The following is a 25,334-nucleotide window of genomic DNA, read 5'->3' on the forward strand; positions in this document are numbered from 1 at the left end:
TCACGGGGGGTCCGGCCGGCTCGGCGGCGACCACCGGATGCCGCACGCGTGAGCCTGCCGAACACCGGCGCAGGCAGTACCAGCGGCAACGAGCATGGGGGCTCCGGGGCGGGAACCCCGGCCCGCGGCGCCAGCCGCGCCGAAGCGAGTCATAGACGAGTAGCGCACTGTTGATGCCTCACCGCCGCGAGCGGTCGAACGGCACATCGCATCGCGCGGCCTTGCCGTGCTGTACTGCGAGGCATGGCGACATGGGGACCGGCGCCGTTCGCGAGCGACGCCGGCCAGGACCTGCTCGACCAGCTGGCCGGGAGTACCGACGATGAGCGGTGGGCGGTGCTGCGGGAGATCCTCGCCGGCGTGCCCCGGATCGGGGAGCGCGGCTTCGACTGGTTCGAGCAGGACGTCGTGGACGCGGCGGCGCTTGTGGCGCTGAGCGTGCCGGGCGGCGCACAGCAGCTGGCCGGCATCGGGCACGGCGCCGAGGCTGCGGTCGTGGCCGGTGGCGTCGACGTCGAACTACGGGCTCAGGCGCTTGCCGGCCTGGAGCAGATGCTGCGGCCCGGCAACGACTGGCACGACACCTGGATCGACGGCGACGAGGACGGCGAGGGCGCCCGCACGGCCCACGCGATCGCCGCCGTTCTGCGCTCGTCGTTGGGCTGACGACGAGGCTTACCGCACGCTCGCCGAGAGAACAGCTGTCAGACGTCGAGCAGCTCGACGGTCACCGTCGCGGTGTCGCCGACGTCTAAAGCCTCCGCCTTGCGCACCGGCCGCTTGAGCGGCAGCACGAACCCGCCGCCACCGCTGCCCGGGAAGATGGACGTCTTCCAGCTCGTGGTGCCGACCGTCGCCCGCACGCGCAGCGAACCGAAGCCGCGCCGCACTCCCCCGGCCACCTCACGGATCTCCTCCGACTCGTCCTCGGGCAGCGTCACGAACACCCAGCTGTCGACCCGCCTCGCGTCCCACGACCACAGCTGCCCCTCAAACACGACCACCACCCGCACACCTTCGCACGTGGGTACGACAAAACCTCCGAGCACCGTGTGCTCCAGGTCACACCGACCGCGTGTCGAGGTGGGCCGGGCTACGGCGACCTCTGGGTGACCAGCCGGACGCAGGCGAAGGAGACCGCGATGCGGAAGATCATTTACTGGGTGCACACGTCGGTCGACGGGTTCATCGACGGGCCGAACGGCGAGTTCGACCGGCCGGTGATGGGGCCGGAGCTGTCGGCGTACTCCGAAGGGCTGGACCGGCGGGTCGACACGCTGCTGTTCGGCCGGGCGGTGTGGGAGATGATGGTCGGCTTCTGGCCCACCGCCGAGACGATGTCCGACGACCCGCACGTGGTCGCGTTCGCCCCGTTCTGGCGGGCCACTCCGAAGATCGTTTTTTCGCGGTCGTACGAGGGCGACGCCTGGACCAGCCGCGTCATCGGCGACCAAAAGCTCGGCGACCAAAAGCTCGGCGACCAGAAGCCCGGCGACCAGAAGCTCGGCGAGGAGGTCGCCGCGCTGAAGGCCGAGCCGGGTGCGGACCTGCTGCTGACCGGTGGCGCCTCCGTCGCGGCGGCCCTGACGGACCTGGGGCTCATCGACGAGTACCACGTGGCCGTGCACCCCGTCGTTCTCGGCGGCGGGCGCCGCCTGTTCGCCGAGCCGAAGCAGCGCCTCAACCTGCAGACGGTCGGCTCGCGGCTGCTGGACGGCAGGGTCGCCGTGACGCAGTACCGGCCGGCGCGGTAGACGCAGCCGGGGCAGGGGGTGGCCTTCGGTGACGGGTTCGGATATTGATAGACGGTGACCGCGTTGCGTCTGGGTGTCGACTTCGGCACCTCCAGCACCGTGGCCGTGCTCCAGCGTCCGGACGGCACGTCGGGTGCGCTGCTCTTCGACGGCTCGCCGCTGCTCGCCTCGGCCGTGTTCGCCGCGCCGGACGCGTTGCTCACCGGGCTCGACGCGGTGCGCGCCGCGAGCGGCGACCCGGCCGCGTTCGAGCCGCACCCGAAGCGGCACATCGACGACGGGACGCTGTGGCTCGGCGGGCGCGAAATCCCGGTGACCGACGTGGTCGCCGCCGTGTTCGCCCGGGTCGACGCCGAGGCCCGGCGGGTGGCCGGCGGGCCGGCGGAGCAGGTGGTGCTCACGCATCCGGCCGCGTGGGGGCGGGTCCGCCTCGCGGTGCTCGCCACGGCCGCTCGGCAGGCCGGGTGGGCGCGCGTGGCGTTCGTGCCTGAGCCGGTCGCGGCGGCCGCCTACTTCGCCGGTGTACTGGGCAGCGCCGTCTCCGGTCGCCGTTCGCTCGTCGTGTACGACCTCGGCGCGGGCACGTTCGATGTCAGCGTCGTCCGTGGCGGGCCGGTGGTGACGGCTACCGCCGGGCTGCCCGACGTCGGCGGCCTCGACCTCGACGCCGCGGTGATCGGGCACGCCCGCGCGCACAGCGGCGCGCCGGACGACGTGTGGGCGCGGCTCGCCTGGCCCACCACACCCGCGGAGCAGCGGGCCCGGCAGCAGCTGTGGCAGGAGGCGCGGGCGGCCAAGGAGCAGCTGTCCCGGCACGCGACCGCCGACCTGCACGTGCCCGTCGCCGACACCACCGCGCACCTGAGCCGCGACGAGCTGGAGGAGCTGGCCCGCCCGCTGCTCGAGCCGACCGTCGCGCTCACCGTCCAGACCCTGCGCGACGCCGGCGTGCAGCCCGAGTCGGTGGCGGGCGTCCTGCTGGTCGGCGGCGGCAGCCGCCTGCCGCTCGCCGCCACCCTGCTGCACCGCGCGCTGCGCATCCCGCCGACCGTCATCGACCAGCCGGAGCTGGTGGTCGCCACGGGCAGCCTGCACGCCGAGCCGACACCACCGACGCAGACACAGACGCCGACGCCCACGCCCACGCAGAAGCCGGACAGCGAACCGCAGTCTGCGCACGTCCCGGAGCACACCCCCGAGCCCGCACGCGAACCGGAGCGGCCGCCGGAGCCGGCGCGCAGACCCGGCCGGGTCCTCGCGGTGCTCGTGCCCGCCGCCTGGCTGATCCTGTTGTGGATCATGTCGGGCACGGTCCACGCCGATGAGTTCCTCACGTACGGCGTCAAGGCCGCGGTCGCACCGATCGCCCTCGCCACCGCGCTGCCCCTGGTCGTGCTGCTCGTCGCCACCGGCCTGCCCGACCGCAGCCGGATCCCGGCGGCGACGCTGGCCGGCCTGGGCCTGCCGGTGCTGTTCGCGGTGGGTACCAGCCTCATCCTGACCTCCCACCGCTACCTGTCGATGCTGTTCGGCGCCGACGAGGACGCCTGGGCGGCCGTCGCCCACCTGCTCGCCGGGTCGGGGCTGGCGGCGTTCGGCGGCTGGCTGCTGCTGCGCGGCCGGGCCGGCCCGCGGGGTGGCCGCGGCCGGGCGCTGCGTGCCGGTGCCGCGCTGCTGGTGCTCGTGGCGTTCGCCGGCGGCACCATGTCCAAGCTCTGGTACACGGACGCCGCCCCGGCCGACCCGATGCTGGACCGCGACGGGTACGGCGTGGCGCTCTACCTGATCTCGATGAGCGACGGCGTCCTGCACGGCATCGCCGTCAACGCGTGCTTCGCCGTCGGGCTGGCCACGACCCTCGCCCTGGTCTGCGTGCCGGCCACGGCCGGGCGCATCGCCGTACAGGCGCGATATCCGCAGGCAGGCCCGGCATTGCGCGCCGTCGCCGGTGGCGGCCTCGCGGTGGCGGGCGTGCTCGGTGTCCTGCTCTGGGCCCGGCTGCTCACCGCCCCTACGGACGAGCTGTCGCCACCGACCGGTCCGCTCGGGTGGGGCGTGGACGTCTTCGGCGGGTTCGGCCGCGTCCTGGAGGCGGTGTCCGTCGGGGAGGCGAGCGCGCTGACCGTCCTGTTCGCCGGCATCAGCCTGGCCGTGGAACGCTGGCACGCCCCGCGCCGGCGCGGCGGCTGATGCGCCGGCGGCGGGAGGCGGACTTCCAGCGGGTCCGGGCGCTGGTGCGCGGCAACGACTTCCGGGGGCTGCGGGCGCTGATCCGCAACGGCTGGGACGTCAACCAGCAGGAGTACGGCACCCACACGACGGCGCTGCTGGCCGCGTGCGAGCTCGGCCGGGTCAAGCTGGTCACGCTGCTGCTGCGCCACGGCGCCGACCCCGACCTGTGCCACGCCGACGGGTGGAACTGCTACGACTCGACCCGCAGCCGGACGATCCGGCGGCTGCTCGTCGCGCACGGCTTCAGCTGGACCCCGGCGGAGTGGTCGGAGGGCGCCGGCCGGGCGATGCTGCGGTGGATGTCGGCCCGCGTGCCGGTGGATGTCGTCCGGGTACTGACGTTCACCGGCACCGACATCCACGTCGAGCACCAGGTGCGGCCGTTCCCGCCGGTGCACGGCGCCGTCGAGCTGGACGTCGCCGTCGGCGGGGTCGTGCGGTACCGGCGGACCCTCTCGGAACCCGGGCACGAGCGGCTGCCCGTGCACCGCGCGGAGCCGGCCGGGACGACGACGCTGACCTGCACGCTGCGCGGGTTCCGGGGTGACGTGCGGGTCCGCGCGTACTGCCCGGAGACGGTCGCCGCGCAACCCGCGCCGCACCTGCTGCTCCTCGGCTGGGGGCGGTGACGCCGAGTTATTCCTTGACAGGAATATTCTCTGAGGGGAATACTTCCTGGCATGGACGTACTTCTTGCCGCCCTGGCGGACCCGGTGCGCTGGCGGCTCGTGTGCCTGCTGGCCGAGCGCCCGCGCCCGGTCGGGGTCCTCGCCCAGCTCATCGGGGCCCGGCAGCCGCAGACGACCAAGCACCTGCAGACCCTCGAACGGGCCGAGGTCGTCACCGTCGAGCGGGTCGGGCAGCGGCGCATCTACGCGCTGCGGCCGGGGCCGCTACGGGACCTGGCCGAGGCCCTCGGCCGGCTCGCCGAGCAGGCCGAGAGCGGGCCGGGCGCGGCCTTCGAGCGGCACGGCCTCACCCTGCACGCCGAGCGGCTCGCCGCGGGCGGGGACGGGTGGGCCGACGGGCGGCTGTTCACGTTCCACCGGACGCTGGCCGCCGGCGGCGACCTGGTCTGGCGGCACCTCACCGAGCCCGGCCTGCTCGCCCGCTGGTGGGCCCCCGACGACCTGCGCGTGTCCGGGCTGGTCTTCGAGGCGCGCCCGGGTGGGCGGGTGGTGCTGGAGTACCGCGACGCCGAGGACGCCGACGGCACCGACGCCGTCGCGGGCCGGGCGGAGGGCGTCGTGCAGGACGTCGTGCCCGGAGAACGCCTCGCCTACCGCAACTCGCCGCTGCTGGCCGACGGCTCGCCGGCCTTCACCGCCCACGTCGAGCTGCACCTGCGGCCCGGCGGCGACGGCACCGACCTCGACGTCCGGTACCGGATCACCGGCAGCACCGTCGACTCCGCGGACTTCGTCGCGGGCATCGAACTGGGCTTCGGCCAGAGCCTCGACAAGCTCGTCGCGGCCGTCACCACGGACACCACGAACATCGGCACGAACATCGGCACGAACATCGGCACGAACACCGGCACGAACACCGGCACAAGGAGCGCGCGATGACCGAGCAGACCGGCGGCCGCAGGGTCGTCACCAACATGTCGCTGTCCCTCGACGGTCGCTACGCCGCGCCGGAGAACCCCGTCGACATGCGCTGGGTGATGCCGTACGCGGTCACCGACGTCGCCCGCGACCACCTGACGAGCCTGTGGCGGCCGGCCACGACGGCGCTGCTCGGGCGGGTCAACGCCGAGGGGTTCCTCGGCTTCTGGCCGACCGTCATCGGCATGGCCGGCGCCGACCCCCGCGACGAGGCGTTCGCCAGGTGGCTCGTCGACACCGAGAAGGTCGTGCTGTCCTCCACCCTCGGCGCGGCACCGTGGGAGCGCACGACGGTCGTGGACAAGCCGGCCACCGAAGTCGTCGCGGACCTCAGGGCGGCCGAGGGCGGCGACATCCTCGTGCTGTCCAGCGCCAGCGTCATCAAGGCCCTCCTCGCCGCCGACCAGGTCGACCGGCTCGCCCTCACCGTCTTCCCGGTGTTCCTCGGCGGTGGTCCGCGCCTCTTCGACGACGGCCTGCCCGCAGGCCGGTGGACCTTGACCAGCCAGACGGCCGGCGAGCACGGCACCCTCGCCCTCGTGTACGACCGGGCCCGCTGAGCGCCGGTCCGCCCGCCGTCAGGCTGCCGTCAAAGCGGGGGTTGAGTGGTTCGACACAGTTTGCCGTTAATTCGAGGTGGGTAGGGTGGTCACGCAACGAAGGAGAGGTTTGCACGATGTCGCACGACGAACGCGAGTACGACGACGAACTGCTGACCATCGAGGAGGAGCCCGTCCGCGGCCCCTACCGCGACGGACGCCCGATCCTCTAGAGGCAAGCAGCCGCCCGGTCCTGCTCCAGGACCGTGGGACTGGTGGCCCGGCCGAGTCCGCTGGGCCACCACATGCGTTCACCGGCATCGATCAGACATGCAGGCACATCACGCGCTGTGACCCAGAACACGCTGCATCAACGGCCGTGTCAGGGGGTTCTCCAGAGAGCGCTCTCCCGCGTATCGTTCTGGGTTGACCAGTGCGAAAGGAACTCCGTGCCAGCCCCTCTGCCCTACCTCGACCCAACGCTGACCGTCGCCGAGCGCGTCGCCGACCTGCTCGCCCGCATGACGCTGCCCGAGAAGGTCGGGCAGATGCTGCAGCTCAACGCGCGCGACGGCGTCCGTCACCTCGTCGAGGACATGCACGCCGGCTCGATCCTGCACGCCTCGCCGGAGCGGGTCGTGGAGGCCACCGCGCTCGTGGAGCAGACCCGGCTGCGGATCCCGCTGCTGGTCGCCGAGGACTGCATCCACGGCCACTCGTTCTGGAGCGGCGCGACGATCTTCCCGACCCAGCTCGGCATGGCCGCCTCCTGGGACCCGGCGCTCGTGGAGCGGGTCGCCCGCGTCACCGCCGTCGAGGTCGCCGCCACCGGCATCCACTGGACCTTCTCCCCCGTCCTGTGCATCGCCCGCGACCTGCGGTGGGGCCGGGTCAGCGAGACATTCGGCGAGGACCCGTTCCTCATCGGCGAACTCGCCTCCGCGATGGTGCGCGGCTACCAGGGCGACGGCCTGGCCGACCCCATCGCGATCCTCGCCACCGCCAAGCACTTCGCCGGCTACTCCGAGACGCAGGGCGGCCGCGACGCCAGCGAGGCCGACATCTCCCGGCGCAAGCTGCGCTCGTGGTTCCTGCCGCCGTTCGAGCGGGTCGCCCGGGAGGGCTGCCGCACGTTCATGCTCGGGTACCAGTCGATGGACGGCGTGCCGATCACCGTCAACAGCTGGCTGCTCGACGAGGTGCTGCGCGGCGAGTGGGGCTACACCGGCACCCTCGTCACCGACTGGGACAACGTCGGGCGGATGGTCTGGGAGCAGCGGGTCCACGTCGACTACGCCTCCGCGTCCGCCGCCGCCGTCAAGGCCGGCAACGACATGGTGATGACCACCCCGGGCTTCTTCGAGGGCGCCCAGGACGCGGTCGCCAAGGGCATGCTCGACGAGTCCGACATCGACCAGGCCGTCCGCCGGATCCTGACGCTGAAGTTCGAGCTCGGCCTGTTCGAGCAGCCCCGCCACCCCGACCCGGCCCGCCAGGCGGTGGTCATCGGCGCCCCCGCGCACGCCGAGGTCAACCTCGAGATCGCCCGCCGCAGCCTGGTGCTGCTGCGCAACGACGGCACCCTGCCGATGACCGGCGAGGGCAGGACGGTCGCCGTGGTCGGGCCCAACGCCGACGACCAGCACGCCCAGCTCGGCGACTGGGCCGGCGCGTCCGGCCAGACCGAGTGGCTGCCCGACGGCCACCCCCGCGAGCTGACCGAGACGGTCCTGGACGGGCTGCGCGCCGCCGTCCCCGCCGGCTGGACGGTCACCACCGCCCGCGGCGCCGACATCCTGACCGTCGGCCCCGACCCGGAGGGCGAGTTCTTCCCCGACGGCCAGCCCCGCCCGCACATCGTGCACCCCAGCCCGGCGGACCCGGCGATGATCGCCGAGGCGGTCGCCGCCGCCGAGGCCGCGGACTACGTCGTCGCCGTCGTCGGCGACCACATCGAGCTCGTCGGCGAGGGCAAGTCGACCGCGACCCTGGAGCTCGTCGGCGGCCAGGTCGCGCTGCTCGACGCGCTCGCCGCCACCGGCACGCCGCTCGTGGTGGTCCTGATCAGCTCCAAGCCGCTCGTGCTGCCGCCGTCGGCGCTCAACGCCGCCGCGATCATCTTCGCGGCCAACCCCGGCATGCGCGGCGGGCGCGCGATCGCGGAGCTGCTGGTCGGCGCCATCGAGCCCAGCGGCCGGCTGCCGATCTCCTTCGCGCACCACTCCGGCCAGCAGCCGACGTACTACAACCAGGTCCGCGGCCAGCACGGCAGCCGCTACGCCGACCTGACGCAGCGCCCGGCGTTCGCGTTCGGGCAGGGCCTGAGCTACACCACCGTCGAGTACGACGACCTGCGCATCGAGCAGACCGAGGTGACCGCGGCCGACACGCTGCGGGCCACCGTCACCCTGCACAACAGCGGCGCCCGGCCGGCCCTGGAGACCGTGCAGGTCTACGTCAGCGACACCGTCACCTCGGCGACCTGGGCCGACAAGGAGCTCAAGGCCTACACGCAGGTGTCACTGGCCCCCGGCGAGCGGCGCACCGTGGCCCTGGAGCTGCCCGTCGCGGCGTGCACGTTCGTCGACGCGGCAGGGGAACGGGTGGTCGAGCCGGGCGCCTTCGAGCTGCTCGTCGGGGCGTCCTCTCGCGACGAGGACCTGCTGCGGGCCGGGTTCAACGTCAGCCGGCCGGTGCACGAGCCGATCTGACCGGCGCACCCGCGCCGCGCCCGGGAGCGTCCGACCGGCGCACCCGCGCCGCGCTCAGGGGTGCGGGTCCCAGGCCAGCAGCAGGGCGGTCGCGTCGTCCTGCAGCTGGTCGCGCTGATACGCCAGCAGCGTGCGCACGAGCCGGCGCATCGTCTCGGCCGGGGGCAGCTGGTCCGCCAGGGCCTTCGTGACGCACTCGACGAGCCGCCCGACGCCGAACTGCTCACCCTCCTCGGTGCGCGCCTCGATCATGCCGTCGGTGTAAAGAAGCAGGGCGTCGCCGGGCTCGAGGCGCTCCTCGGTGACGACCGGCCTGGTGCCGCCGAGGTAGCCGAGGCCGAGCGGCAGCGCGGTCGGCCCGCTCAGGGTCCGCACCAGCCTCCCGCCGCGCAGCAGCAGCTCCTCCGGGTGCCCGGCGCTGATCCTGCGGTAGGTGCCGGAGGCGATGTCGAGCTCGCCGAGGACCGCGGTGACATAACCGTCCGGGTACTGCGCGTGCACCCACTTGTCCACCGACCGGCACGAGTCGACGAGGTCCAACCCGCAACGGCGGGCGTTGCGGTACGCGCTGATCGCCAGCGACGTCAGCGCGCTCGCCGCGATCCCGTGCCCGACCGCGTCGAAGACCGCCACGTGCAGCGTCGAGCCGTTGATGGCGTAGTCGAAGGCGTCGCCGCCGACGTCGTAGCAGGGCTCCAGGATCGCCGCGACCGCCGCGTCGGTCGTCGCGAACGTCAGCGGGGGCAGCTGGTTCCAGATGATCTCGGCGGCGAGCTGCATCGGCAGCCGCCGCCGGGTCCGCTCCAGGGCGTCGCCGTAGGTGCGGCGCGACGCCACGATCCCGGCGAACGCCGCCGCCAGGACCCGCAGGTCGCGCACGAACGCCGCGTCGTCGCCGGGCGGGGCGCCCAGGTGGGCGGCCAGCACCCCGAGCCGGTCGGCGCCGCTGATCACGGGCACCCAGATCCGCTCGTCGTCGGGGGCACCGGCGCGCACCACCTCGCCGCTGGTGTAGGCCCGCCCGGCGAGGGTGCCGTCGATGTGCACCGGCTCGCCCGGCACGCCGTGCCCGCCCGCCAGCGGCAGCAGGTCCACCTGCCCGTAGTCGACCAGGAACAGCTCGATGTCCAGCGCGCCGAGCCCCGCCGCGACCCGGGTCGCCATCGCCGGCAGGTCCTCCGGGCGGGCGTGGTGCAGCGCGTCCACCAGGTCGTGGACCGCTTCCATCGCACTTGTCACACTGCCACTCCGTCACATGTCGCCGGCCCGCTCACGCCTCCCCGATCGTGCGGCAGCATTCCCGAAACGCCAAACCGTCCGGCTCACAGGTCCAGCACGAGGTCGGTACGGGGGCGGGCGCAGCAGATGAGGACCGTGCCGGCGGCGGGCGGGTCCAGGGGCTCTGGGACCGAGTCGACGTCGCCGGACAGCAGGCCCGTCTCGCAGGTGTGGCAGACGCCGGTGCGGCAGGACCAGCGGACCGGGACCCGGCAGTCCTCGGCGAGCGCGAGGACGCTGCCGTCGCCGTCCGACCAGCCGGCGGTGACGCCGCTGCGCGCGAACGTCACGGTCGGGCCCGGGCCGGGACGGGAGCGGGGCGGGCCGGCGGCTGCCGGGCGTACCCCCGGCGTCTGCGCGGCAAGGGCGGAGAACTGCTCGCGGTGGACCTCGGCGACGCCGGCCGCGGTCAGGGCGGCGGTGACGTCGTCCATGAACCCCGGCGGCCCGCAGACGTAGGCGACCGCCGCGGGCGGCAGGTCCAGGCCGCCCAGGACGCCGGCGTCGAGGTGGCCGGCGCGGGTGTAGTCGACGCCGGGGCGGTCCTGCGGGCGGGGGCGGCTGTAGCAGACCACTTCGCGGCCGGACGGCAGCGCGGCGAGCAGTGCCCGGACCTCCGCGGCGAACACGTGGCCGGCACCGTCGCGGGCGCCGTGCAGCCACCAGACCGCCCGGCCGGACCGGTGCCCGGCGAGGTCGTGCAGCATCGCCAGCAGCGGGGTGGCGCCGATCCCGGCCGAGACGAGCAGCACCGGCCGGTCGGACCGGTCGAGGGTGAAGGCGCCGCGCGGCGCGGCGGTGTCCAGGGTCATGCCGGCCCGGACGTGGTCGCGCAGGAACCGGCCGCCGGCGCCGCCCGGCTCGAGTTTGACGCTGATACGGTACGACGCCCCGGCGGGCGGCCCCGACAGCGAGTAGCTGCGCACCAGCCCCGCGGCGAGCTGGACGGTGAGGAACTGGCCCGCGACCGGCGGCGGCAGGGGCGTCCCGTCGGGCGCGGCGAGCCGCAGCGACGTCACGTCGGCGGTCTCCGGGTGTACGCCGGTGACCACGAGCGGCCGGAACCCGGCCCACGCCGGCGGCGGCGCCACCGCACCGAGCCCCGGGTTGCCCGGCCGGTCCGCAGGCTCGTCGAGCAGCGCCCGCAGCGACGCCTTCCACCCTGGGCTGAGCGCGCCGACTCGCAGCGCCCGCACGACGGCGGCGCGGTCGTGCCCCGGCAGGTACAGCAGCGCGTCGATCTCGGCGACGGTCACGCGCTCCGGCCCGTCGGCGACCTTGACCAGCTCGTCGCCGGCCCGGACCTCGCCGTCGGCGAGGACCCGCAGGTAGAAGCCGGGGCGGTGGTGCGCGACCAGCAGCGCCGGCAGGCGCGGCTCGCCGAGGCGGAGCCCGACCCGGTAGCAGGTGACCCGCGGCTGGGTCACCTCGACCAGCGCGTCCCCGACGCGGAACCGGTCGCCGATGCACACCTCGTCGTCGGGCAGGCCGTCGACGGTGAAGTTCTCGCCGAACGCGCCGGGGGTCAGGTCGTCGCGGCCCAGGACGTCGCGCCAGTGCCGGTACGAGTCCAGCTGGTACACCAGCACCGCCCGCTGCTCGCCGCCGTGGCCGGCGAGGTCGCCCTGCCCGTCGCCGTCGAGGTTGAGCCGGCGCAGCATGACCGGCCCGTCGACCGGCGCCTTCCACACGCCGGTGTGCACGGTGCGGCCCTGCCACGCGACGTCCTTGGGCAGGCCCACGTTCACCGACACCAGCGCCGCCACCGCACCGACAATAGCCCCGGCGCCGCCCGGCGCCTCCCCCTCAGCGGATGACGTGCACGATGTCGCCGGCGGCGGCGTACACCGCACCGGCATGGACGGCGAGCGCGGTCACCGGCCCGGGCAGGCCGGTGACCGTGGCCTGCGTGCCGGTCCACCTGCGCACGGTCCCGTCGGCGCAGCCGGCGACCAGGGCGTCCGCGTCGATCGCCAGGCAGGTGACGGCGCCGGGCAACGGGCCGAGCGGGGCCCCGTCGGGCCGGCCGGTGCGCGGGTCGTGCAGCCACACGGTGCCGCCGATGGTGGCGTCCCAGATGTACTGCGTGCTGCCGTCACTGGTGACGAGGACCGGCTCGCCGCCGACCTCGCCGTGCACCAGCCGCACCACGGTGCTCTCGTGGCCGGGCCAGTCGTCGGCGTACACGCTGCCGGAGTTGTCCGAGCGCGACGTCCCGGACCGGTCCCGGCACCTCGTCGACGGACTCGAGGTCCTCGAGGGGCTCGCCGGTGCGGGCGTCCCAGCGCCGCACGCTCGCGCCGCCGGTGATCACCAGGTCGCGCCCGCCGGCGGCGACGCAGCCTTCAGGTGCAAAACGGGCGCATCCCGACCGCTTCTGCTTAGGTTTTGCAAACTTTTGCTGAGGACTTCGAAAGGTATAGACATGTCGATCAAAACTGCCTTAACCTTCCGGCGGACGGTCCAGTCGTCGGCGTCGATAGGCCTGTCTGCTCGGCGTCCCCCGACCGCCATCCGGGGACGTTACCCATCCCCTCAGGAGGAAGCATGGGCATCAGGCCTCTGCGCTGGTTCTCCCTCGCCGCCGCCACCGCGACCGTTGCCGCCATCGGGTTGTGGGCCGTGCCCGCGAGCGCCATCCCCGCCCAGGAGCCGGGCGTGACCCTGCGCGTCTACGACGTGCAGACCCCGCTCAGCACGATCTGCACCCTCAAGGCCGGCCAGACCCCGAACGTCGACAAGCTGATGCCGACGATCAACTGGACCGCACCGGCCGACTTCGGCTTCGACAACCTCTTCGTCTCGCAGGTCACCGGCAACGTCAACATCAGCACCGCCGGCAGCTACACGTTCCGGCTGACCAGCGACGACGGGTCGCGGCTGGCGATCGACGGCACGACCGTCATCAACCACGACGGGCTGCACGGCGCGACGCCGCCGAAGGAGGGCACCGTCACCCTCACCACCGGCTACCACGCGCTGCGCATCGACCACTTCGAACGCGACGGCGGGCAGCAGATCACCCTGGAGTGGAGGACGCCCGGCTCGTCGGCGTTCGTGGTCGTGCCCAACTCGGTGCTCAGCACCGACGCCGGCGTCGTGCGGGTCACCGCCCCCGGCCGCAAGGAGTGCGAGGGCGCCGCCGACTCCCCCGGCGACGGCCTGCCGCTGACCTCGGTGCATCCCGGGTTCACGCTGACCGACCTGCGGCCCAACGCGTCGTTCCAGCCGAAGGTCACCGGCATGGATTGGCTGCCCGACGGGCGCCTGGTCATCTGCACCTGGGGCGGCAACGACCAGTCCGGCACGTCGCAGGCCGGCGAGGTCTGGATCCTCGGCAACACCGGCGGGTCGACCAGCCCCGGCAACGTCACGACCAAGCGGATCGGCAGCAACCTCAAGGAGCCGATGGGTCTCAAGGTCGTCAACGGCGTCGTCTACGTGAGCGAGAAGGCGCGCCTGACCCGGCTCGTCGACACCACCGGCGACGAGGTGGCCGACCAGTACCAGACCGTCGCCACCTGGCCGTGGGGCGGCAACTTCCACGAGTTCGCGTTCGGCCTGCTGTACCGCGACGGCTTCTTCTACCTGAACCTGTCGGTCGCCATCGACTACGGCGGCGCGACGACGGTCCCGCAGCCGGGGACCAACCGCGGCACCTCGATCAAGGTGAACGCGACGACCGGCGCCGTGGAGTACGTCGCCGGTGGGCTGCGCACCCCGCACGGCATCGGCTGGGGCCCGGAGAACGGCCTGTTCGTCACCGACAACCAGGGCGGCTGGCTGCCCGCGTCGAAGCTGCTGCAGATCAAGCCGGGCCGCTTCTACAACCACTACACGACCCCGGCCGGGCCGTTCGACTACAACGCCGTCACACCGCCGGTGCTGTACATGCCGCAGAACGAGATCGCGAACTCCCCGAGCACCCCGATCGTCATGCCGACCGGTGTCTACGCGGGTCAGCTGCTCATCGGTGACGTCACGTACGGCGGGCTGCAGCGGGCCTTCCTGGAGAAGGTCAACGGCGAGTACCAGGGCGCGCTCTTCCGGCTCACCCAGGGCCTGGAGGCCGGCATCTCCGAGGTGAACATCGGCCCGGACGGCGCGGTCTACGTCGGCGGGCTCGGCGCCGGCGGCAACTGGGGCCAGACCGGCAAGCTCAGCTACGGGCTGCAGAAGCTGACCCCGAACGGCACCACCACGTTCGACATCCTCGCCATGCGCGCCACCGCCGCCGGCTTCGAGCTGGAGTACACGCAGCCGCTGTCCGCGGCGACCGCGACGGACCTGGTGTCCAAGTACAAATTCAAGCAGTGGCGGTACGAGCCGACGTCCGCCTACGGCGGGCCGAAGATCGACGAGGAGAACCTGACCGTCACCGCCGCCACGCTGTCCACCGACGGCAGGAAGGTCTCGCTGAGCGTCTCCGGGCGCAAGCCGGGCCGGGTCGTGCACGTTCGCTCGCCGCGGCCGTTCAGCTCGGCCAGCGGGCAGACGCTGTGGAGCACCGAGGCCTGGTACACCCTCAACGCCATCCCGGGCGGGGCCACCGTGGCCAACCTGGCGCTGAACGCACCGGCCACCGCCGACAGCTCCTGCATCGCCGCGGAGAGCCCGGCGAAGGCCGTCAACGGCACCGTCTCCGGCGGCAGCACCGACAAGTGGTGCTCCAACAGCGCGAACAAGTGGCTGCAGGTGGACCTCGGCGCGGCCCGCTCCGTGGGCCAGATCGTGGTCCGCCACGCCGGCGCCGGCCGGGAGAACGTGGCGAACACGCTCAACTTCACGCTGCAGACCAGCACCGACGGCACCACGTGGACGACCCGCGCGAACGTCACCGGCAACACGGCGAACATCACCACGCACAACTTCGCCGCGGTGAGCGCCAGGTACGTGCGGTTCACCACCACCGACGCCTACGCCCGCGTCTACGAGCTGGAGGTGTACTCGCAGACCGGCGCGACGTCCGGCCCGATCACCGGCATCGGCGGCAAGTGCCTCGACGTCGACAACGCCGGCACCGCCGACGGCACGAAGATCCAGCTGTGGACGTGCAACGGCACCGGCGCCCAGCGCTGGACCAGGACCGGCAACACGTACCAGGCGCTCGGCAAGTGCCTCGACGTGGACAACGCCGGCACCGCCAACGGCACCAAGGTGCAGCTGTGGACCTGCAACGGCACCGGCTCGCAGGTATGGCTGCCGCAGACCAACGGCACGGTCCTGAACCCGCAGTCCGGCAAGGTCCTCGACGCCCTCGGCGGCTCGTCCGCCGACGGCACCCAGATCCACATCTGGGAGGCGGCCGGCGTCGCCAGCCAGCAGTGGGTGGTCCCGGCCGGCTGACGCCGGCCACGACGACGGGCCCGGCGCAGGTGCGCCGGGCCCACGCACACCCGCAGGTGTCGGCTACCCGCATGTCACGAGCGGCGGGCGCCCACCGTCCGGGTGTACCTGACCGGGCACGGCATCGCCGCCACGGCCGTGACCGCGGTCGGGCTCGGCAGCAGCCAGCCGCTGGTCGAGGAGAGGAACACCGACGGCTCGGTCAGCGTCGCCGGGCGGGCCTTCAACCGCCGGGTCGAGCTCGTCATCCGCCTGCCGAAGTGAGCCGCGGGACCGTCGCGTCATGTCGTGTGGGCGGGCCGGCACAGGGCATGCTGGACGCATGACGGAGCCGGAGGCACCCAGTACCGCACGCATGATCGACTACTGGCTCGGCGGCAGCGACCACTTCCCGGTCGACGTCGCCGCGGCGCGGGCGTTCGAGTCCGCATACGGGCCGTGCGCCGACATCTTCCGCTCGCTGCGGGCGTTCTCCGGGCGGGCCGTGCGGCACCTCGCCGCCGGCGGCATCGACCGCTTCCTGGTGTTCGGCGCGGGCATCCCGACCCGGGGCAACGTGCACGAGCAGGCGCCCGGCGCGCGGGTGCTGTACACCGACATCGACCCGCAGATCGTCGCGGCCGGCGCCGGCATCGTCGCCGGGACCGCCGGCGTCGGCTACGTGCTCGGCGACGCGACCGACCTGGCCGCCATCGACGCCGGCGCCCGCGCGCAGGTGCTCGACGGCGCCCCGGCCGGCCTGGTGTTCCTGGGCCTGGCCGCGTTCCTCGACGACGCCACGCTGGCCCGCGCCCTGGACGCCATGTACGACGCCGTCCCGCCCGGCAGCCGGCTCGCGTTCGACTTCGACGCCACCGAACTGGAGGCGTACCCGGAGGCGCTGGCGATGATGGGGCCCGGCTTCCACATGCGCACGCCCGAGCGCTTCGCGCAGCTGCTGGGCCGCTGGACCCCCACCGCGGACGGGATCGTGCCGGTCGCGCGGTGGCGCCCGGACGGCGAGCCGGAGCGGGTGCCCGACGCCTTCTGGGGCGGCCTCGCCGTCAAGTAGGACCCTCCCGCAGACTGCACACAACCTGCAACTGCCGGCGGGCTTCGCGGCGCCCGGATTCCCTTAGAGTGACGGCCATGGATGAGGTGGTGGTCCGCCGCACCGTGTCGTTCGCCGGCGAGGGCGCCGGGTCCGGCGAGCTGTCGTGGGGGCAGCTCGACGTGTGGCTCAAGATGCGCCGGCTCGGCCGGACGTTCGCGATGGGCGGCGCGCGGGCGATGCCGGCGGGCGCCACCGTCGAGGACGTCGCCGGCCCGGGCAGCGAGTTCACGTGGGTCAGCGCGCACGACGACCCGCAGTCGGGGTTCTTCCTCAGCGTCGACGGCACCGACGAGGCGCTGGAGATGACGCTGTACGCCGACAGCCACTTCCTCGCCCCCGGCGACGCCGCCGCGGTCCTCTGGGCGATGGACGAGACCGCCGCCCGGCACAGCGCGGCTTCTTCAAGCGGGTGCCGAACGAGACCCCCGAGCAGAGCCGCGAGCGCACCCGGCTGACCAACACCCAGCTGCTCCGCGTCGGCCCGCGCGAGTTCGGCGTGGGCGGCGCCTGACCCGCACCGTGACGGCCCGGTCCGCGTCCTGCGGGCCGGGCCTTCGCCGCGACCTGGGGCTCGGTCCGATCGTTGAGACCGCGGACCCAGGCGAAGGAGGCGGTCGATGGAGCGCATCGAACGGCAGCACGTCCAGGTGTACCGCTACTGCGTCACCCTCGCGTGCGGCGACGAGTCCGTGGCACGGGCCGCCACCCTCGAGGCGGTGTCCGCCGCGCCCGACGGCCCGCCGGCGATGTTCGCGCTCGCCCGAGCCGCCGTGAAGGCCTCATTGCGGCAGCATCCGGCGGCGGTACCGGTGGATCCGGCCGATCCCGCGGCGGTGCTGTACGCGGCGCGACCCGCCCTGGAGGAGCCGCATTGGAGCCTGCTGGCGCTGGTGCTGCCCGAGTACGCGGACCGGCCGCGGCACCGGCAGGTCGACCTCACCGCGGTCGCCGCGGCCCTGGGCCGCAAGGCCGACGTCACCCGGAAGGCGGTCGACCGGTTGGTGGAACCTGGCGGCCTGCTGGACCTCGCCATGTTCACCACCGACGCCTTCACCGGCGACCCCTTCACCGGCGGTCCCGGCTGCCCGCAGCTGGCGGCCGTCGTCAGGGACGCCAAGCGGCTGCGGCCCGCGCTGCGCAAGGCCGTGGCGGCGCACCTGCCGGGCTGCGCGGCGTGCGCGGCCGCCCGGGACGGCCGGCCGGCGGTCCTCGCGGTGCTGGGCGCGGTCCCGCTGCCCGCTGTGCCGGCCGACATCGCGGCGCTCGACACCGCGCAGCCTGCCGAGCCGGCCGACATTGCGGCGCTCGACACCGCGCGGCCCGCCGAGCCGCGCGAGGACACCGCCGCCGCACCGCACGCCGCCGGGCCTGGCGAGGACGCCGCCACAGGAGACATCGCCGCGGCCGCCCTGGGACCCGCCGCGCCGCACGACACCGGCGCGACCGACGACGACGCCGTGCTGGACGACCTCGCCGCGGCGGGCGCCGCTGCCGGGTCCGTGGTGCCACAGCCGGACGGCGGTGCCGACGTCACCGTCGAGCTGCCGCCCGTCGTCGTGGTGGAGCCGGACCGTCCACTTGCGACGGTGCACCACCCGCTGCCGGCCGTGCCGAGCGCGCGGCTGCCGTTGCTGCGGCGCCCGCCGGTGCTGCTGGGCATCCTCGTGGTGCTGCTCGTCGCCGCCGCCGGGGCCGGGTTCCTCGGGGTGCGCGGCGCGCCACCGAAGGGGGTCGCGGGCGCCGCGGCGGTGCCGTCCGCGACCGTCGTGCCGCGGGCCGCGCCGCCGGCCGTGGTGTCCGCGCCGGCCGTTCCTGTGTCGGGGCCGGTGCCGGGGTCGGCGGGCGGTGGGCGTACCGCTGCCGCATCGGCGACCGCGAAAGCCTCGGGAAATCCGTCGGGGCCGGCGGCATCGGGGTCGGCACGGGTGCTCGCGCCGCTCGGGCCGGCCGGTGACCGGCTCCGGGAAGTGCTGCCGCTGCTGGTGCGGGCGCCGGGGTGCCCGGGGCAGACGTTCGGCGGCGCATGCTACTCGCTGCAGCCGTTCACGCTGCCGCTGTCGGTGGCGGTCCCGGCGGGCTTCGACGAGGCGCGGCTCGCCGACGCGCTGCAGTGGACGGTGCGGGCGCAGACGCTGCTCGGCCCGGTCGAGTTCCGCGGGCGCGGCAACCACGCGCGGGTCACCGTCACCGACGGCGGGCAGGCGACCCCGCCGACCGTCTGGACCATGCAGGCGGCCCTGACCGTCGGCGGGGAGACCCATCTGAGCAACGAGGTGACGCTGCGGGTGTACGCGACCACCGGCTGACCGTCAGCCGATCCGCACGACCCGCGCCCAGGCCGGCGGCTCGTCCGGGACCGTCTCCTTCCACGTGCGGTGGCGGGGGAAGAGGCCGACGACCGTCCGGCACGGCGGCCGCGAGGAGGGCCACGGCGTCTGCCCGTCGGTGAGGACCACCACCACGTCGGGGCGGGGCGTCACCCGCAGCGCCGCGGCGAACCCGGTGCGCAGGTCCGTCCCGCCGCCGCCGATCAGCTCGACGCCCTCGGCCCGGCACAGCGGGTACGCCACCCCGGCCGCCGCGTCGCACGACAGCACCCGGACCAGGTCGCGGCGGCCGCCGACGGCCCGGCCGATCGCGGTGACCTCCAGCAGCGCGCTGCCCAGTTCGGCGTCGCTCACCGACCCCGACGTGTCGATGACGACGGTGACCCGCGGCGGGTTGCGACGCAGGCTCGGCAGCACCACGCCGGGCAGGCCCGCGGAGCGCCGCGACGGCCGGCCGTACGTGTAGTCGTCGCCCCCGGCGGCGCCGGCCGCCGCGGCGCGGACCGCGGCGCCGAGCAGCTCCCGCCACGGCTGCGGCGGGTGGAACGCCTCGTCCGCCCAGCGCCGCCACCCCTGCGGGACGTCGCCCGGGGCGGCGTTGATGCCCTGCGCGACCCGGAACCGCACCGCGTCCAGCTCCTCGCGGCTGAGCCCGTGCGCGCCGTCCGGCCCGAGGTCCCACTCCCGTTCGTGGCCGTCGGCGCCGCTGCCGCAGTCCAGCCAGACCATGCCGGAGGTGTACGGCCCGAGCCGGAACTGCCGCAGGTAGTCCTCCATCAGCTGCCCTTCCTCGAGCCCGAGGTCGGTGGCCGAGACGGCACCCTGGGGGCGGGCGAGACCGTCGCCGTAGATGTCGTCGTTGATCTCGAAGTCGGCGGCGATGTTCATCCGCAGCCGCTCCCCGGGACCGGTCAGGTCACGGGCGAGGGCCACCCGGTCGCCGCGGCCGTGGTGGTCGCGCAGCAGGTGCGACACCTCGTGGACCCACACCCCGGCGAGCTCCTCGACCGGGGTCCGGGCCACGAACGCGGGCGAGGCGTAGCAGCGCCACTGCCGGTCCACGGCCATCGTCGGTACCCGCCGCGACTCGACGACGTGCAGGGCGAACAGCGCCGTCGCCAGGTACGGCCGGGCCCGGGCCGCGTGCAGGCGCGCCGTGTACAGCTTGTCGAGGTCGAGCCCCGGCGCGGGCTGCGTGGTCGCCGCCGGCATCAGCCGGTCACCGCCGCGGCGACCCGCGCGCCGGCCTGCGTGGCGGCCCTGTCGGCGCGCTGCGACAGGGCCACCGCGCCGGCGAGCCGTTCGATGAGGTCCGGCACGTCCCAGTCGACCTGGCGCAGCGCGGCGAGCGTGGTGGCCGGCACGACCACGAGGTCGGGGGCGCCGGTGTCCAGCGCGCGGGCGAGGACCGCCCACGCGGCGTCCCAGCGGGCCTTCTCCGGCCGCTTCCGGACCGCCTCGACGACGCCGTCGAGGACCGCCTGGCGCAGGTCGCCGCGCTCGGGCAGGGTGGCCGCCACCGGGTCGGCCAGGAGCGTCTCGGGGTCCGGCAGGTCCAGCCGGTCCAGGCTCGCCAGCAGCTCCAGGCCGGGGCCGTCGCCGACGGTGCCGCGCACCAGCATGGAGAGCACGTCGCGGGACGTGCCGGCGGCGGTGGCGAACGCGAGGAGCCGCAGCGTCATGTCCCAGCTGCGCGGTGACGGCCACGGCCCGCCGCGGCGGGCGTCGCTGGACGGCAGCTGGTGCACCAGGCGGGGCCGGGCGGTGAGCAGCCCGCACACGGCCCGCCGGGCGTACGCGACCGCCGGGGCCAGCGCGGCCGGGTCCAGCCGGGGCAGTGTCGCGCGGGGCCACGTGCCGCCGAGCCCCCGCACGACGACGTCGTAGTCGTGCGCCCACTGCAGGTGCACGAACCGGTTGGCCAGCGGCGCGCTGAGCTCCCAGCCGTCCGCAGCGGAGGATCGGGGATTCGCGGCCGCCACGATCCGTACGCCGGGCGGCAGCCGCAGCGCGCCGACGCGGCGCTCCAGCACCAGCCGCAGCAGCGCCGCCTGGACCGCAGGCGGCGCGGTGGACAGCTCGTCGAGGAACAGCAGGCCGCGGCCGGCGCGCACGAGACGCACGGCCCAGTCCGGCGGGGCCATCGGCACGCCCTGCCCGGCCGGGTCGTCACCGACGACGGGCAGGCCGGAGAAGTCCGACGGCTCGTGAACGCTGGCGATGACGGTGGTCAGCGGCAGGTCGAGCGCCTCGGCGAGCTGGGTCATGGCGGCGGTCTTGCCGATGCCGGGCTCGCCCCACAGCAGGACGGGCAGGTCGGCGGCGACGGCGAGGGTCAACGCCTCCAGCTGCGGGTCGGGGCGGGGTTCGGTGCCGGTGTCGTGCAGCAGGGCGAGGAGCTCGGCCGCGACGGCGAGCTGGTCGGCGGGCGCGAACGGGTCAGCCATGGGCATGATGCATCACCTTTTGGGGTCGGTGGAGCGTTTCGCGAGGTCGGTGTTGGTGGGCGCCGGGATCAGCGCAGCGACGCGTGCCGCGGGCGCGACCTTGCGCCGCGGCGGCTGTCGCGCTGCGCCGGGCCGGGACCGTTGCCGGCCAGCCCGGCGCGGAAGAGGCCGTGCTCGACCCGGCGCAGCGCCGCGGTCTCCAGCTCGTCGCGCAGCGCACCGTGCCGCAGCAGCGCGTCGGGCCCGAGCAGTCCTTCGACGACAGCGAGCGCGCCTGCGGCGTCGCCGTGGTCGAGCCGGGCCCGCACGTCGGTGAGGCACTCCGGCCGGCGGTGCGCCTCGTCGATCGCCTGCAGGCACGGCAGCGGGGTGCCGCCGAGCGCGGCGAGGAGCTCCTCGCGGCGGATCTCGGCCGGGTCGTGGTCGAACGCGACGAGCACGCCGCCGGCGAGCCCGATGCGGTGCCGCTGCCCGCGGCATTCGACAGTCCGCGGCGCGCCGGGGTCGTCCTGCGGCACCGTCGGCGGTGGCCGGTCCGGCACGAGCGCGGCGGCGACGAGCGGGTGCAGCCGGCCGGCGTCGAGCAGCCCGGCGTGCAGCAGCTCCACATCCGGCGGCACCCAGGTCGCCGCGTCCGGCAGGACCGGGCCGTGGCCACGCCCGCGGGCCGCGGTGACGCTGCCGTCGGCGGTGTCCACGACCAGCCGGCGCCTGGCGCCGACCCGCACGGTCACGGCGGTGCCGGGGTGCCCGTCGGCGCGCAGCAGGATCGTGGCCTCCGCGGCCCACCGGTCCACCGCACACCCGAGCCCCGGCAACGCGACCGCGCCGCCGGCATGGCCCCGGCTCAGCGGCGGCGTTCCGTCGCGGGGGCGGGCGATTCCCGGTGGTGCGCCGGCCCGTGCCCGCAGCTCGCCCGTCCTGCGCGCGTCCCAGAGGTGCCGGTGCAGGTCGAGGCGGAACCGCTGGTCCGGATGTGGATGCGGATGCGGATGCGGTGCGCCACGCCGCGAGCCGTCCCACACCGCCAGGCTGATCCGCTGGCCCGCGTCCGCCCACGCCGGAGGGGTGCGGGCGACGAGGTGCACGGGGCCGGCGTACCGGGCGAGGGAAACGGTCAGGCCGGGGCGCAGCAACCCGTCCGGAGCGATCCGCGGCATGTGCCACCGCAGCAGGTCCGGCGCCAGGTGCCGCAGGTCGGCCCGGATGCGTGCGGCGAGCTCGGTGCCGCCGGCGCGGGCCACGGCCCGCAGGTCGAGATCGACATCGACGCGCGCGGCCGCGCAGGCACCGGCCCAGTCACCGGCATGCCGGCGGGCGGTCGCTGACTCGATCATGGAGGGCGGCACGGCGAACTCGCGCACGCGCAGCCAGAAGCAACGGCGGGTGTCCCCATTCGCGTCGGGTGTGTGCATCAGCACTCACCTTGCGCGGATGGGACCCCCAACCTGTGCCAGGAGGTAATCATCGCCGGTGAGCATACCGCGTCGCGTCCACCCTCGCGGCGATCGGCGCCGGCGTGTGGCTCAGCCTCGGCGAGGAAGGGGTCAGACCTCGGCGAGGAAGGGTTCAGGCCTCGGCGAGGAAGGCGGTCACGGAGGCCAGGGCAGGATGGTCGGCGGCGACCCGCGGTGCCAGGATGCGCTGCGCCTCGGCGGCGAGGGCCACGGCCACCGGGCGGTCGCCGCGGGCGACGGCCAGCGCCGCCAGGTTGTTGAGCGTCAGCGCCACCTCGGGGTGTTCGGGGCCGAACGTGCGGCGTTTGCCGTCCAGCGCCCGCCGGTACAGCCGCTGCGCGCCGGCCGGGTCTCCGGAGCCGGCCAGGACCGCGGCCCGCGGGCGTGGCCACGGCCCGGTCCTGCCCTCGTGCATGAGCGACAGGGCCAGCGGCAGCCCGGCGTAGACGTCGAACCCGCCGCCCGCGCCGGCGATGAGCACCCGCTGCGCGTCGCCGAGTGCCTCGAAGAACGGCAGCCGCCACGTCATGCCGCGCCGCCGGCGGCCAGGCTCGTCCCCATCGACCGGTGAGATTACCGGCCAGAGGCCCGGCGGCCAGCGCTTTTTCCCGGGACCCTGGCGGGGTATCTTCGTGCGCACCGCCGGACCAGGGGGTGCAGGATGGGCAAGGTGACCCGACGACTGGCGCTGCGGCAGGCCGACCTCGACGACGCCACCTGCCCGGTGCCGGAGGAGGTCGTGGCCGCGCTGCGGCACCGCGACACCGTCCAGGTCGCGCTCGACCACCGGGCCCGCGGCGTCACCGCCGAGCGGCACGTGTTCGAGGCGTCGCTGGGCCAGGACGTCGAGTGGCAGTTCGGCGGCGTCGAGTGGCCCGCGGATCTGCACCCGGGGGCGCTGGTCACGGTCGCGTGGCGGGCCGCCCGGGACGAGGTCGTGGTGCGCACCGCCCCGCTCGTGGAGCCGGTGCGGGTCGACGGCGCCGTCTACTTCCACGAGTACGATCCGAAGGTCGTCACCCGCGAGTACACGCCGGGCCCGGCGAACTGGGCGAAGGTCCTGCACACCGTGCGCCGGCTCGGCCGGGTCTTCGACGACGGCAGCGCGGTGTTCCCCGAGGTGGACCTCGCCCGGCGCAGCGGCCTCGGTCGCGGCTCCCGCGGCGCGTTCCTGCTGCGCAACGCCGTCGACCAGCTCCTCCGCGAGGGGTACGTGACCCGGGTCGACGGCAGCGTCGACGGCACCGGCCACCCCTCGTACCCGGGGGTCGACGGCGAGGAGCCGGCGCAGATGCTCCTGTACGCCCCGCTGGTCGAACCGGCCCCGCACCCCGACGACGCCGCCCACGGCGACGGCGGCGACCGCCGCGAGCACTGGGTCAACGGCTTCCTGCGCAAGCTGCCCCCGGGCGCGCAGGCCTCGCCGCGGCAGCTGTCCCTGCTGCAGCAGACCGTGGAGCAGCAGGAGCTCGACGCGGCCGAGCTGCCGCCCGGCTACACGTTCGTGAAGAAGCACCACCGCAACGGCTGAGGTCCGCAAACCGGTTGTGGTGGCGCATACGGTGGATCGATGACCGACTTGCAGGTACGCGCCTACCGGGACGGCGACGCTGCGGCGGTCGCCGCGCTGATCAACCTGCTGTCCGAGGCGGGGGGCGGGCATTCCGGGCACGTCGCGGCCGAGATCGAGGACTTCATCGCCGGCGAGGTCCGGGACGCGGCGACGGACACCCGGCTGGTCACCGACGCCGGGGGGCGCCTGGTGGCCTTCGCGGCGGTGCCGGTGCCGCCCGGCGGCGGGGACCGGCTGGAGCTGATCGGCGGGGTGCTGCCCGACCGGCGCGGCGAAGGGCTCGGCCGGCAGCTGCTGGCGTGGCAGCTGGAGCGGGCTGCGGCGCTGCACGCCGAGGTCGCGCCGGACGCCGGGTGGCAGGGGCAGGTCGTCGCGGGTGACGCCGACGCGTCCGCGGCCCGGCTGTACGAGCGGTTCGGGTTCACGCCCGCCCGCTACTTCCTGGAGATGTCGGCGCCGACCACGCCCCCGCCGGTCGCGGTGCCTTCCAGGGTCCGGATCGCGGCGTACGACCCGGTGCGGGAGCACGACCTGCACGCCGTGCACACCGCGGCGTTCCGGGAGCTGTGGGGGTACCAGGAGCGCGCCTTCGACTCGTGGGCCACGCTGACCGCGCACTCGGCGTCGTTCCTGCCCGGACTGTCCCGCCTGGCGCTGGCCGGGGACGGGGACGGGGACGGGGCCACGATCGCCGGCTACGTGCTGACCTACGCCAGCGACGTGCCCGGCCGGGTCTACGTCGGGCACGTCGGCACCGCCCCGGACCGCCGCCGGCAGGGCATCGCCGGCGCGCTGCTCGCCGAGGTGCTGCGCGCGGCCGGCCGCGAGGGGTACGCCAGCGCCGGGCTCGACACCGACGCCGACAACCCGACCGGTGCCGCCGGCGTCTACGCCCGGGTCGGGTTCGCCGTCGACCAGCGCGTCGTCGCGTACCGCAGGACGGTGTGACGCCGGGGCGTAGCATCGGGCG

At 74.7% G+C, this 25,334-nt stretch carries 22 protein-coding genes; 14 read left to right on the plus strand and 8 right to left on the minus strand.

Features of this window, described 5'->3' with window-relative positions; translation table 11 throughout:
• The first annotated feature begins 243 nt into the window (after positions 1-243).
• Positions 244-666, plus strand: coding sequence for a DUF4259 domain-containing protein (locus AB0H83_RS09950; RefSeq protein ID WP_360089858.1), 423 nt, complete (start codon positions 244-246; stop codon positions 664-666).
• Between the two features lie 38 nt (positions 667-704).
• Here the strand turns inward: AB0H83_RS09950 and AB0H83_RS09955 are convergent, their stop codons facing one another.
• Positions 705-1,007 carry a DUF1905 domain-containing protein gene (locus tag AB0H83_RS09955; RefSeq protein WP_360089862.1) on the minus strand — a complete coding sequence of 101 codons (303 nt, stop codon included), beginning with the start codon at positions 1,005-1,007 and terminating at the stop codon, positions 705-707.
• Positions 1,008-1,142: 135 nt separating this feature from the next.
• Here AB0H83_RS09955 and AB0H83_RS09960 point away from each other — a divergent pair, with 135 nt between their 5' ends.
• The 6 genes from AB0H83_RS09960 to AB0H83_RS09985 all read left to right on the plus strand — a co-directional run bounded on the left by AB0H83_RS09960 (position 1,143) and on the right by AB0H83_RS09985 (position 8,843).
• Complete coding sequence (locus AB0H83_RS09960) at positions 1,143-1,754, plus strand: dihydrofolate reductase family protein (protein ID WP_360089865.1); 612 nt, start codon at positions 1,143-1,145, stop codon at positions 1,752-1,754.
• A 54-nt stretch (positions 1,755-1,808) separates the two neighbouring features.
• Entirely contained in the window at positions 1,809-3,944 is a 2,136-nt protein-coding gene (locus AB0H83_RS09965; RefSeq protein WP_360089868.1) for an Hsp70 family protein, read from the plus strand.
• Entirely contained in the window at positions 3,944-4,615 is a 672-nt protein-coding gene (locus AB0H83_RS09970; RefSeq protein WP_360089871.1) for a hypothetical protein, read from the plus strand. Before AB0H83_RS09965 ends, AB0H83_RS09970 begins: the two co-directional genes overlap by 1 nt.
• Before the next feature lie 51 nt (positions 4,616-4,666).
• Positions 4,667-5,554 (plus strand): metalloregulator ArsR/SmtB family transcription factor, encoded by an 888-nt coding sequence (locus tag AB0H83_RS09975; protein ID WP_360089874.1) that lies wholly within the window; start codon positions 4,667-4,669, stop codon positions 5,552-5,554.
• Positions 5,551-6,153 carry a dihydrofolate reductase family protein gene (locus AB0H83_RS09980; RefSeq protein WP_360089877.1) on the plus strand — a complete coding sequence of 201 codons (603 nt, stop codon included), beginning with the start codon at positions 5,551-5,553 and terminating at the stop codon, positions 6,151-6,153. Before AB0H83_RS09975 ends, AB0H83_RS09980 begins: the two co-directional genes overlap by 4 nt.
• Positions 6,154-6,581: 428 nt before the next feature.
• Positions 6,582-8,843, plus strand: coding sequence for a glycoside hydrolase family 3 N-terminal domain-containing protein (locus tag AB0H83_RS09985; RefSeq protein WP_360089880.1), 2,262 nt, complete (start codon positions 6,582-6,584; stop codon positions 8,841-8,843).
• 54 nt (positions 8,844-8,897) lie between these two features.
• Here AB0H83_RS09985 and AB0H83_RS09990 read toward each other — a convergent pair whose 3' ends face one another.
• The 3 genes from AB0H83_RS09990 to AB0H83_RS10000 form a co-directional block, all read right to left on the minus strand.
• Positions 8,898-10,082 (minus strand): PP2C family protein-serine/threonine phosphatase, encoded by a 1,185-nt coding sequence (locus AB0H83_RS09990; RefSeq protein WP_360089883.1) that lies wholly within the window; start codon positions 10,080-10,082, stop codon positions 8,898-8,900.
• Positions 10,083-10,165: 83 nt separating this feature from the next.
• Positions 10,166-11,887, minus strand: a complete 1,722-nt coding sequence (locus AB0H83_RS09995) for an MOSC and FAD-binding oxidoreductase domain-containing protein (protein WP_360089886.1) — start codon at positions 11,885-11,887, stop codon at positions 10,166-10,168.
• A gap of 40 nt (positions 11,888-11,927) precedes the next feature.
• Positions 11,928-12,308, minus strand: a complete 381-nt coding sequence (locus AB0H83_RS10000) for a hypothetical protein (RefSeq protein WP_360089889.1) — start codon at positions 12,306-12,308, stop codon at positions 11,928-11,930.
• A gap of 360 nt (positions 12,309-12,668) precedes the next feature.
• Between AB0H83_RS10000 and AB0H83_RS10005 the strand changes: the two genes are divergently transcribed.
• The 5 genes from AB0H83_RS10005 to AB0H83_RS10025 all read left to right on the plus strand — a co-directional run bounded on the left by AB0H83_RS10005 (position 12,669) and on the right by AB0H83_RS10025 (position 18,866).
• The gene (locus AB0H83_RS10005) at positions 12,669-15,467 is read left to right on the plus strand and encodes a ricin-type beta-trefoil lectin domain protein (RefSeq protein WP_360089891.1); all 2,799 of its coding nucleotides are present in this window, start codon (positions 12,669-12,671) and stop codon (positions 15,465-15,467) included.
• A 102-nt stretch (positions 15,468-15,569) separates the two neighbouring features.
• Complete coding sequence (locus tag AB0H83_RS10010) at positions 15,570-15,731, plus strand: hypothetical protein (protein ID WP_360089895.1); 162 nt, start codon at positions 15,570-15,572, stop codon at positions 15,729-15,731.
• A gap of 58 nt (positions 15,732-15,789) precedes the next feature.
• Positions 15,790-16,518, plus strand: a complete 729-nt coding sequence (locus AB0H83_RS10015) for an SAM-dependent methyltransferase (protein WP_360089897.1) — start codon at positions 15,790-15,792, stop codon at positions 16,516-16,518.
• A gap of 77 nt (positions 16,519-16,595) precedes the next feature.
• Positions 16,596-17,015, plus strand: a complete 420-nt coding sequence (locus AB0H83_RS10020) for a hypothetical protein (RefSeq protein WP_360089900.1) — start codon at positions 16,596-16,598, stop codon at positions 17,013-17,015.
• A gap of 162 nt (positions 17,016-17,177) precedes the next feature.
• Complete coding sequence (locus AB0H83_RS10025; protein WP_360089903.1) at positions 17,178-18,866, plus strand: hypothetical protein; 1,689 nt, start codon at positions 17,178-17,180, stop codon at positions 18,864-18,866.
• Between the two features lie 3 nt (positions 18,867-18,869).
• On the opposite strand, the gene AB0H83_RS10030 is transcribed toward AB0H83_RS10025, so the two are convergent.
• The 4 genes from AB0H83_RS10030 to AB0H83_RS10045 all read right to left on the minus strand — a co-directional run bounded on the left by AB0H83_RS10030 (position 18,870) and on the right by AB0H83_RS10045 (position 23,320).
• Positions 18,870-20,099, minus strand: coding sequence for a VWA-like domain-containing protein (locus AB0H83_RS10030; protein WP_360089906.1), 1,230 nt, complete (start codon positions 20,097-20,099; stop codon positions 18,870-18,872).
• Positions 20,099-21,334, minus strand: coding sequence for a MoxR family ATPase (locus AB0H83_RS10035; RefSeq protein WP_360089987.1), 1,236 nt, complete (start codon positions 21,332-21,334; stop codon positions 20,099-20,101). The genes AB0H83_RS10030 and AB0H83_RS10035 overlap by 1 nt, the downstream gene beginning before the upstream one ends.
• A 68-nt stretch (positions 21,335-21,402) precedes the next feature.
• Entirely contained in the window at positions 21,403-22,749 is a 1,347-nt protein-coding gene (locus AB0H83_RS10040) for a hypothetical protein (protein WP_360089909.1), read from the minus strand.
• 154 nt (positions 22,750-22,903) lie between these two features.
• On the minus strand, positions 22,904-23,320 hold the full coding sequence (locus AB0H83_RS10045) for a tetratricopeptide repeat protein (RefSeq protein ID WP_360089912.1): 417 nt from the start codon (positions 23,318-23,320) through the stop codon (positions 22,904-22,906).
• 132 nt (positions 23,321-23,452) lie between these two features.
• Between AB0H83_RS10045 and AB0H83_RS10050 the strand changes: the two genes are divergently transcribed.
• On the plus strand, positions 23,453-24,322 hold the full coding sequence (locus AB0H83_RS10050; RefSeq protein ID WP_360089915.1) for a hypothetical protein: 870 nt from the start codon (positions 23,453-23,455) through the stop codon (positions 24,320-24,322).
• A gap of 39 nt (positions 24,323-24,361) precedes the next feature.
• Positions 24,362-25,312: a GNAT family N-acetyltransferase gene (locus AB0H83_RS10055; protein ID WP_360089918.1), complete on the plus strand. Its 951-nt coding sequence runs from the start codon at positions 24,362-24,364 to the stop codon at positions 25,310-25,312.
• The last annotated feature ends 22 nt before the right edge of the window (positions 25,313-25,334 follow it).

This window comes from Dactylosporangium sp. NPDC050688 (genome assembly GCF_040654515.1).
Taxonomy (GTDB): Bacteria; Actinomycetota; Actinomycetes; order Mycobacteriales; family Micromonosporaceae; genus Dactylosporangium.

Bases quoted from the DNA above. Each gene is read 5' to 3' on its own strand.
- AB0H83_RS10040 (WP_360089909.1), bottom strand. From the start codon at position 22,749: ATGCACACACCCGACGCGAATGGGGACACCCGCCGTTGCTTCTGGCTG.
- AB0H83_RS10015 (WP_360089897.1), top strand. From the start codon at position 15,790: ATGACGGAGCCGGAGGCACCCAGTACCGCACGCATGATCGACTACTGG.
- AB0H83_RS10030 (WP_360089906.1), bottom strand. From the start codon at position 20,099: ATGCCGGCGGCGACCACGCAGCCCGCGCCGGGGCTCGACCTCGACAAG.
- AB0H83_RS10035 (WP_360089987.1), bottom strand. From the start codon at position 21,334: ATGGCTGACCCGTTCGCGCCCGCCGACCAGCTCGCCGTCGCGGCCGAG.
- AB0H83_RS10045 (WP_360089912.1), bottom strand. From the start codon at position 23,320: ATGACGTGGCGGCTGCCGTTCTTCGAGGCACTCGGCGACGCGCAGCGG.
- AB0H83_RS09950 (WP_360089858.1), top strand. From the start codon at position 244: ATGGCGACATGGGGACCGGCGCCGTTCGCGAGCGACGCCGGCCAGGAC.
- AB0H83_RS10055 (WP_360089918.1), top strand. From the start codon at position 24,362: ATGACCGACTTGCAGGTACGCGCCTACCGGGACGGCGACGCTGCGGCG.
- AB0H83_RS10005 (WP_360089891.1), top strand. From the start codon at position 12,669: ATGGGCATCAGGCCTCTGCGCTGGTTCTCCCTCGCCGCCGCCACCGCG.
- AB0H83_RS09960 (WP_360089865.1), top strand. From the start codon at position 1,143: ATGCGGAAGATCATTTACTGGGTGCACACGTCGGTCGACGGGTTCATC.
- AB0H83_RS10050 (WP_360089915.1), top strand. From the start codon at position 23,453: ATGGGCAAGGTGACCCGACGACTGGCGCTGCGGCAGGCCGACCTCGAC.
- AB0H83_RS09970 (WP_360089871.1), top strand. From the start codon at position 3,944: ATGCGCCGGCGGCGGGAGGCGGACTTCCAGCGGGTCCGGGCGCTGGTG.
- AB0H83_RS10020 (WP_360089900.1), top strand. From the start codon at position 16,596: ATGGATGAGGTGGTGGTCCGCCGCACCGTGTCGTTCGCCGGCGAGGGC.
- AB0H83_RS10025 (WP_360089903.1), top strand. From the start codon at position 17,178: ATGGAGCGCATCGAACGGCAGCACGTCCAGGTGTACCGCTACTGCGTC.
- AB0H83_RS09980 (WP_360089877.1), top strand. From the start codon at position 5,551: ATGACCGAGCAGACCGGCGGCCGCAGGGTCGTCACCAACATGTCGCTG.
- AB0H83_RS09975 (WP_360089874.1), top strand. From the start codon at position 4,667: ATGGACGTACTTCTTGCCGCCCTGGCGGACCCGGTGCGCTGGCGGCTC.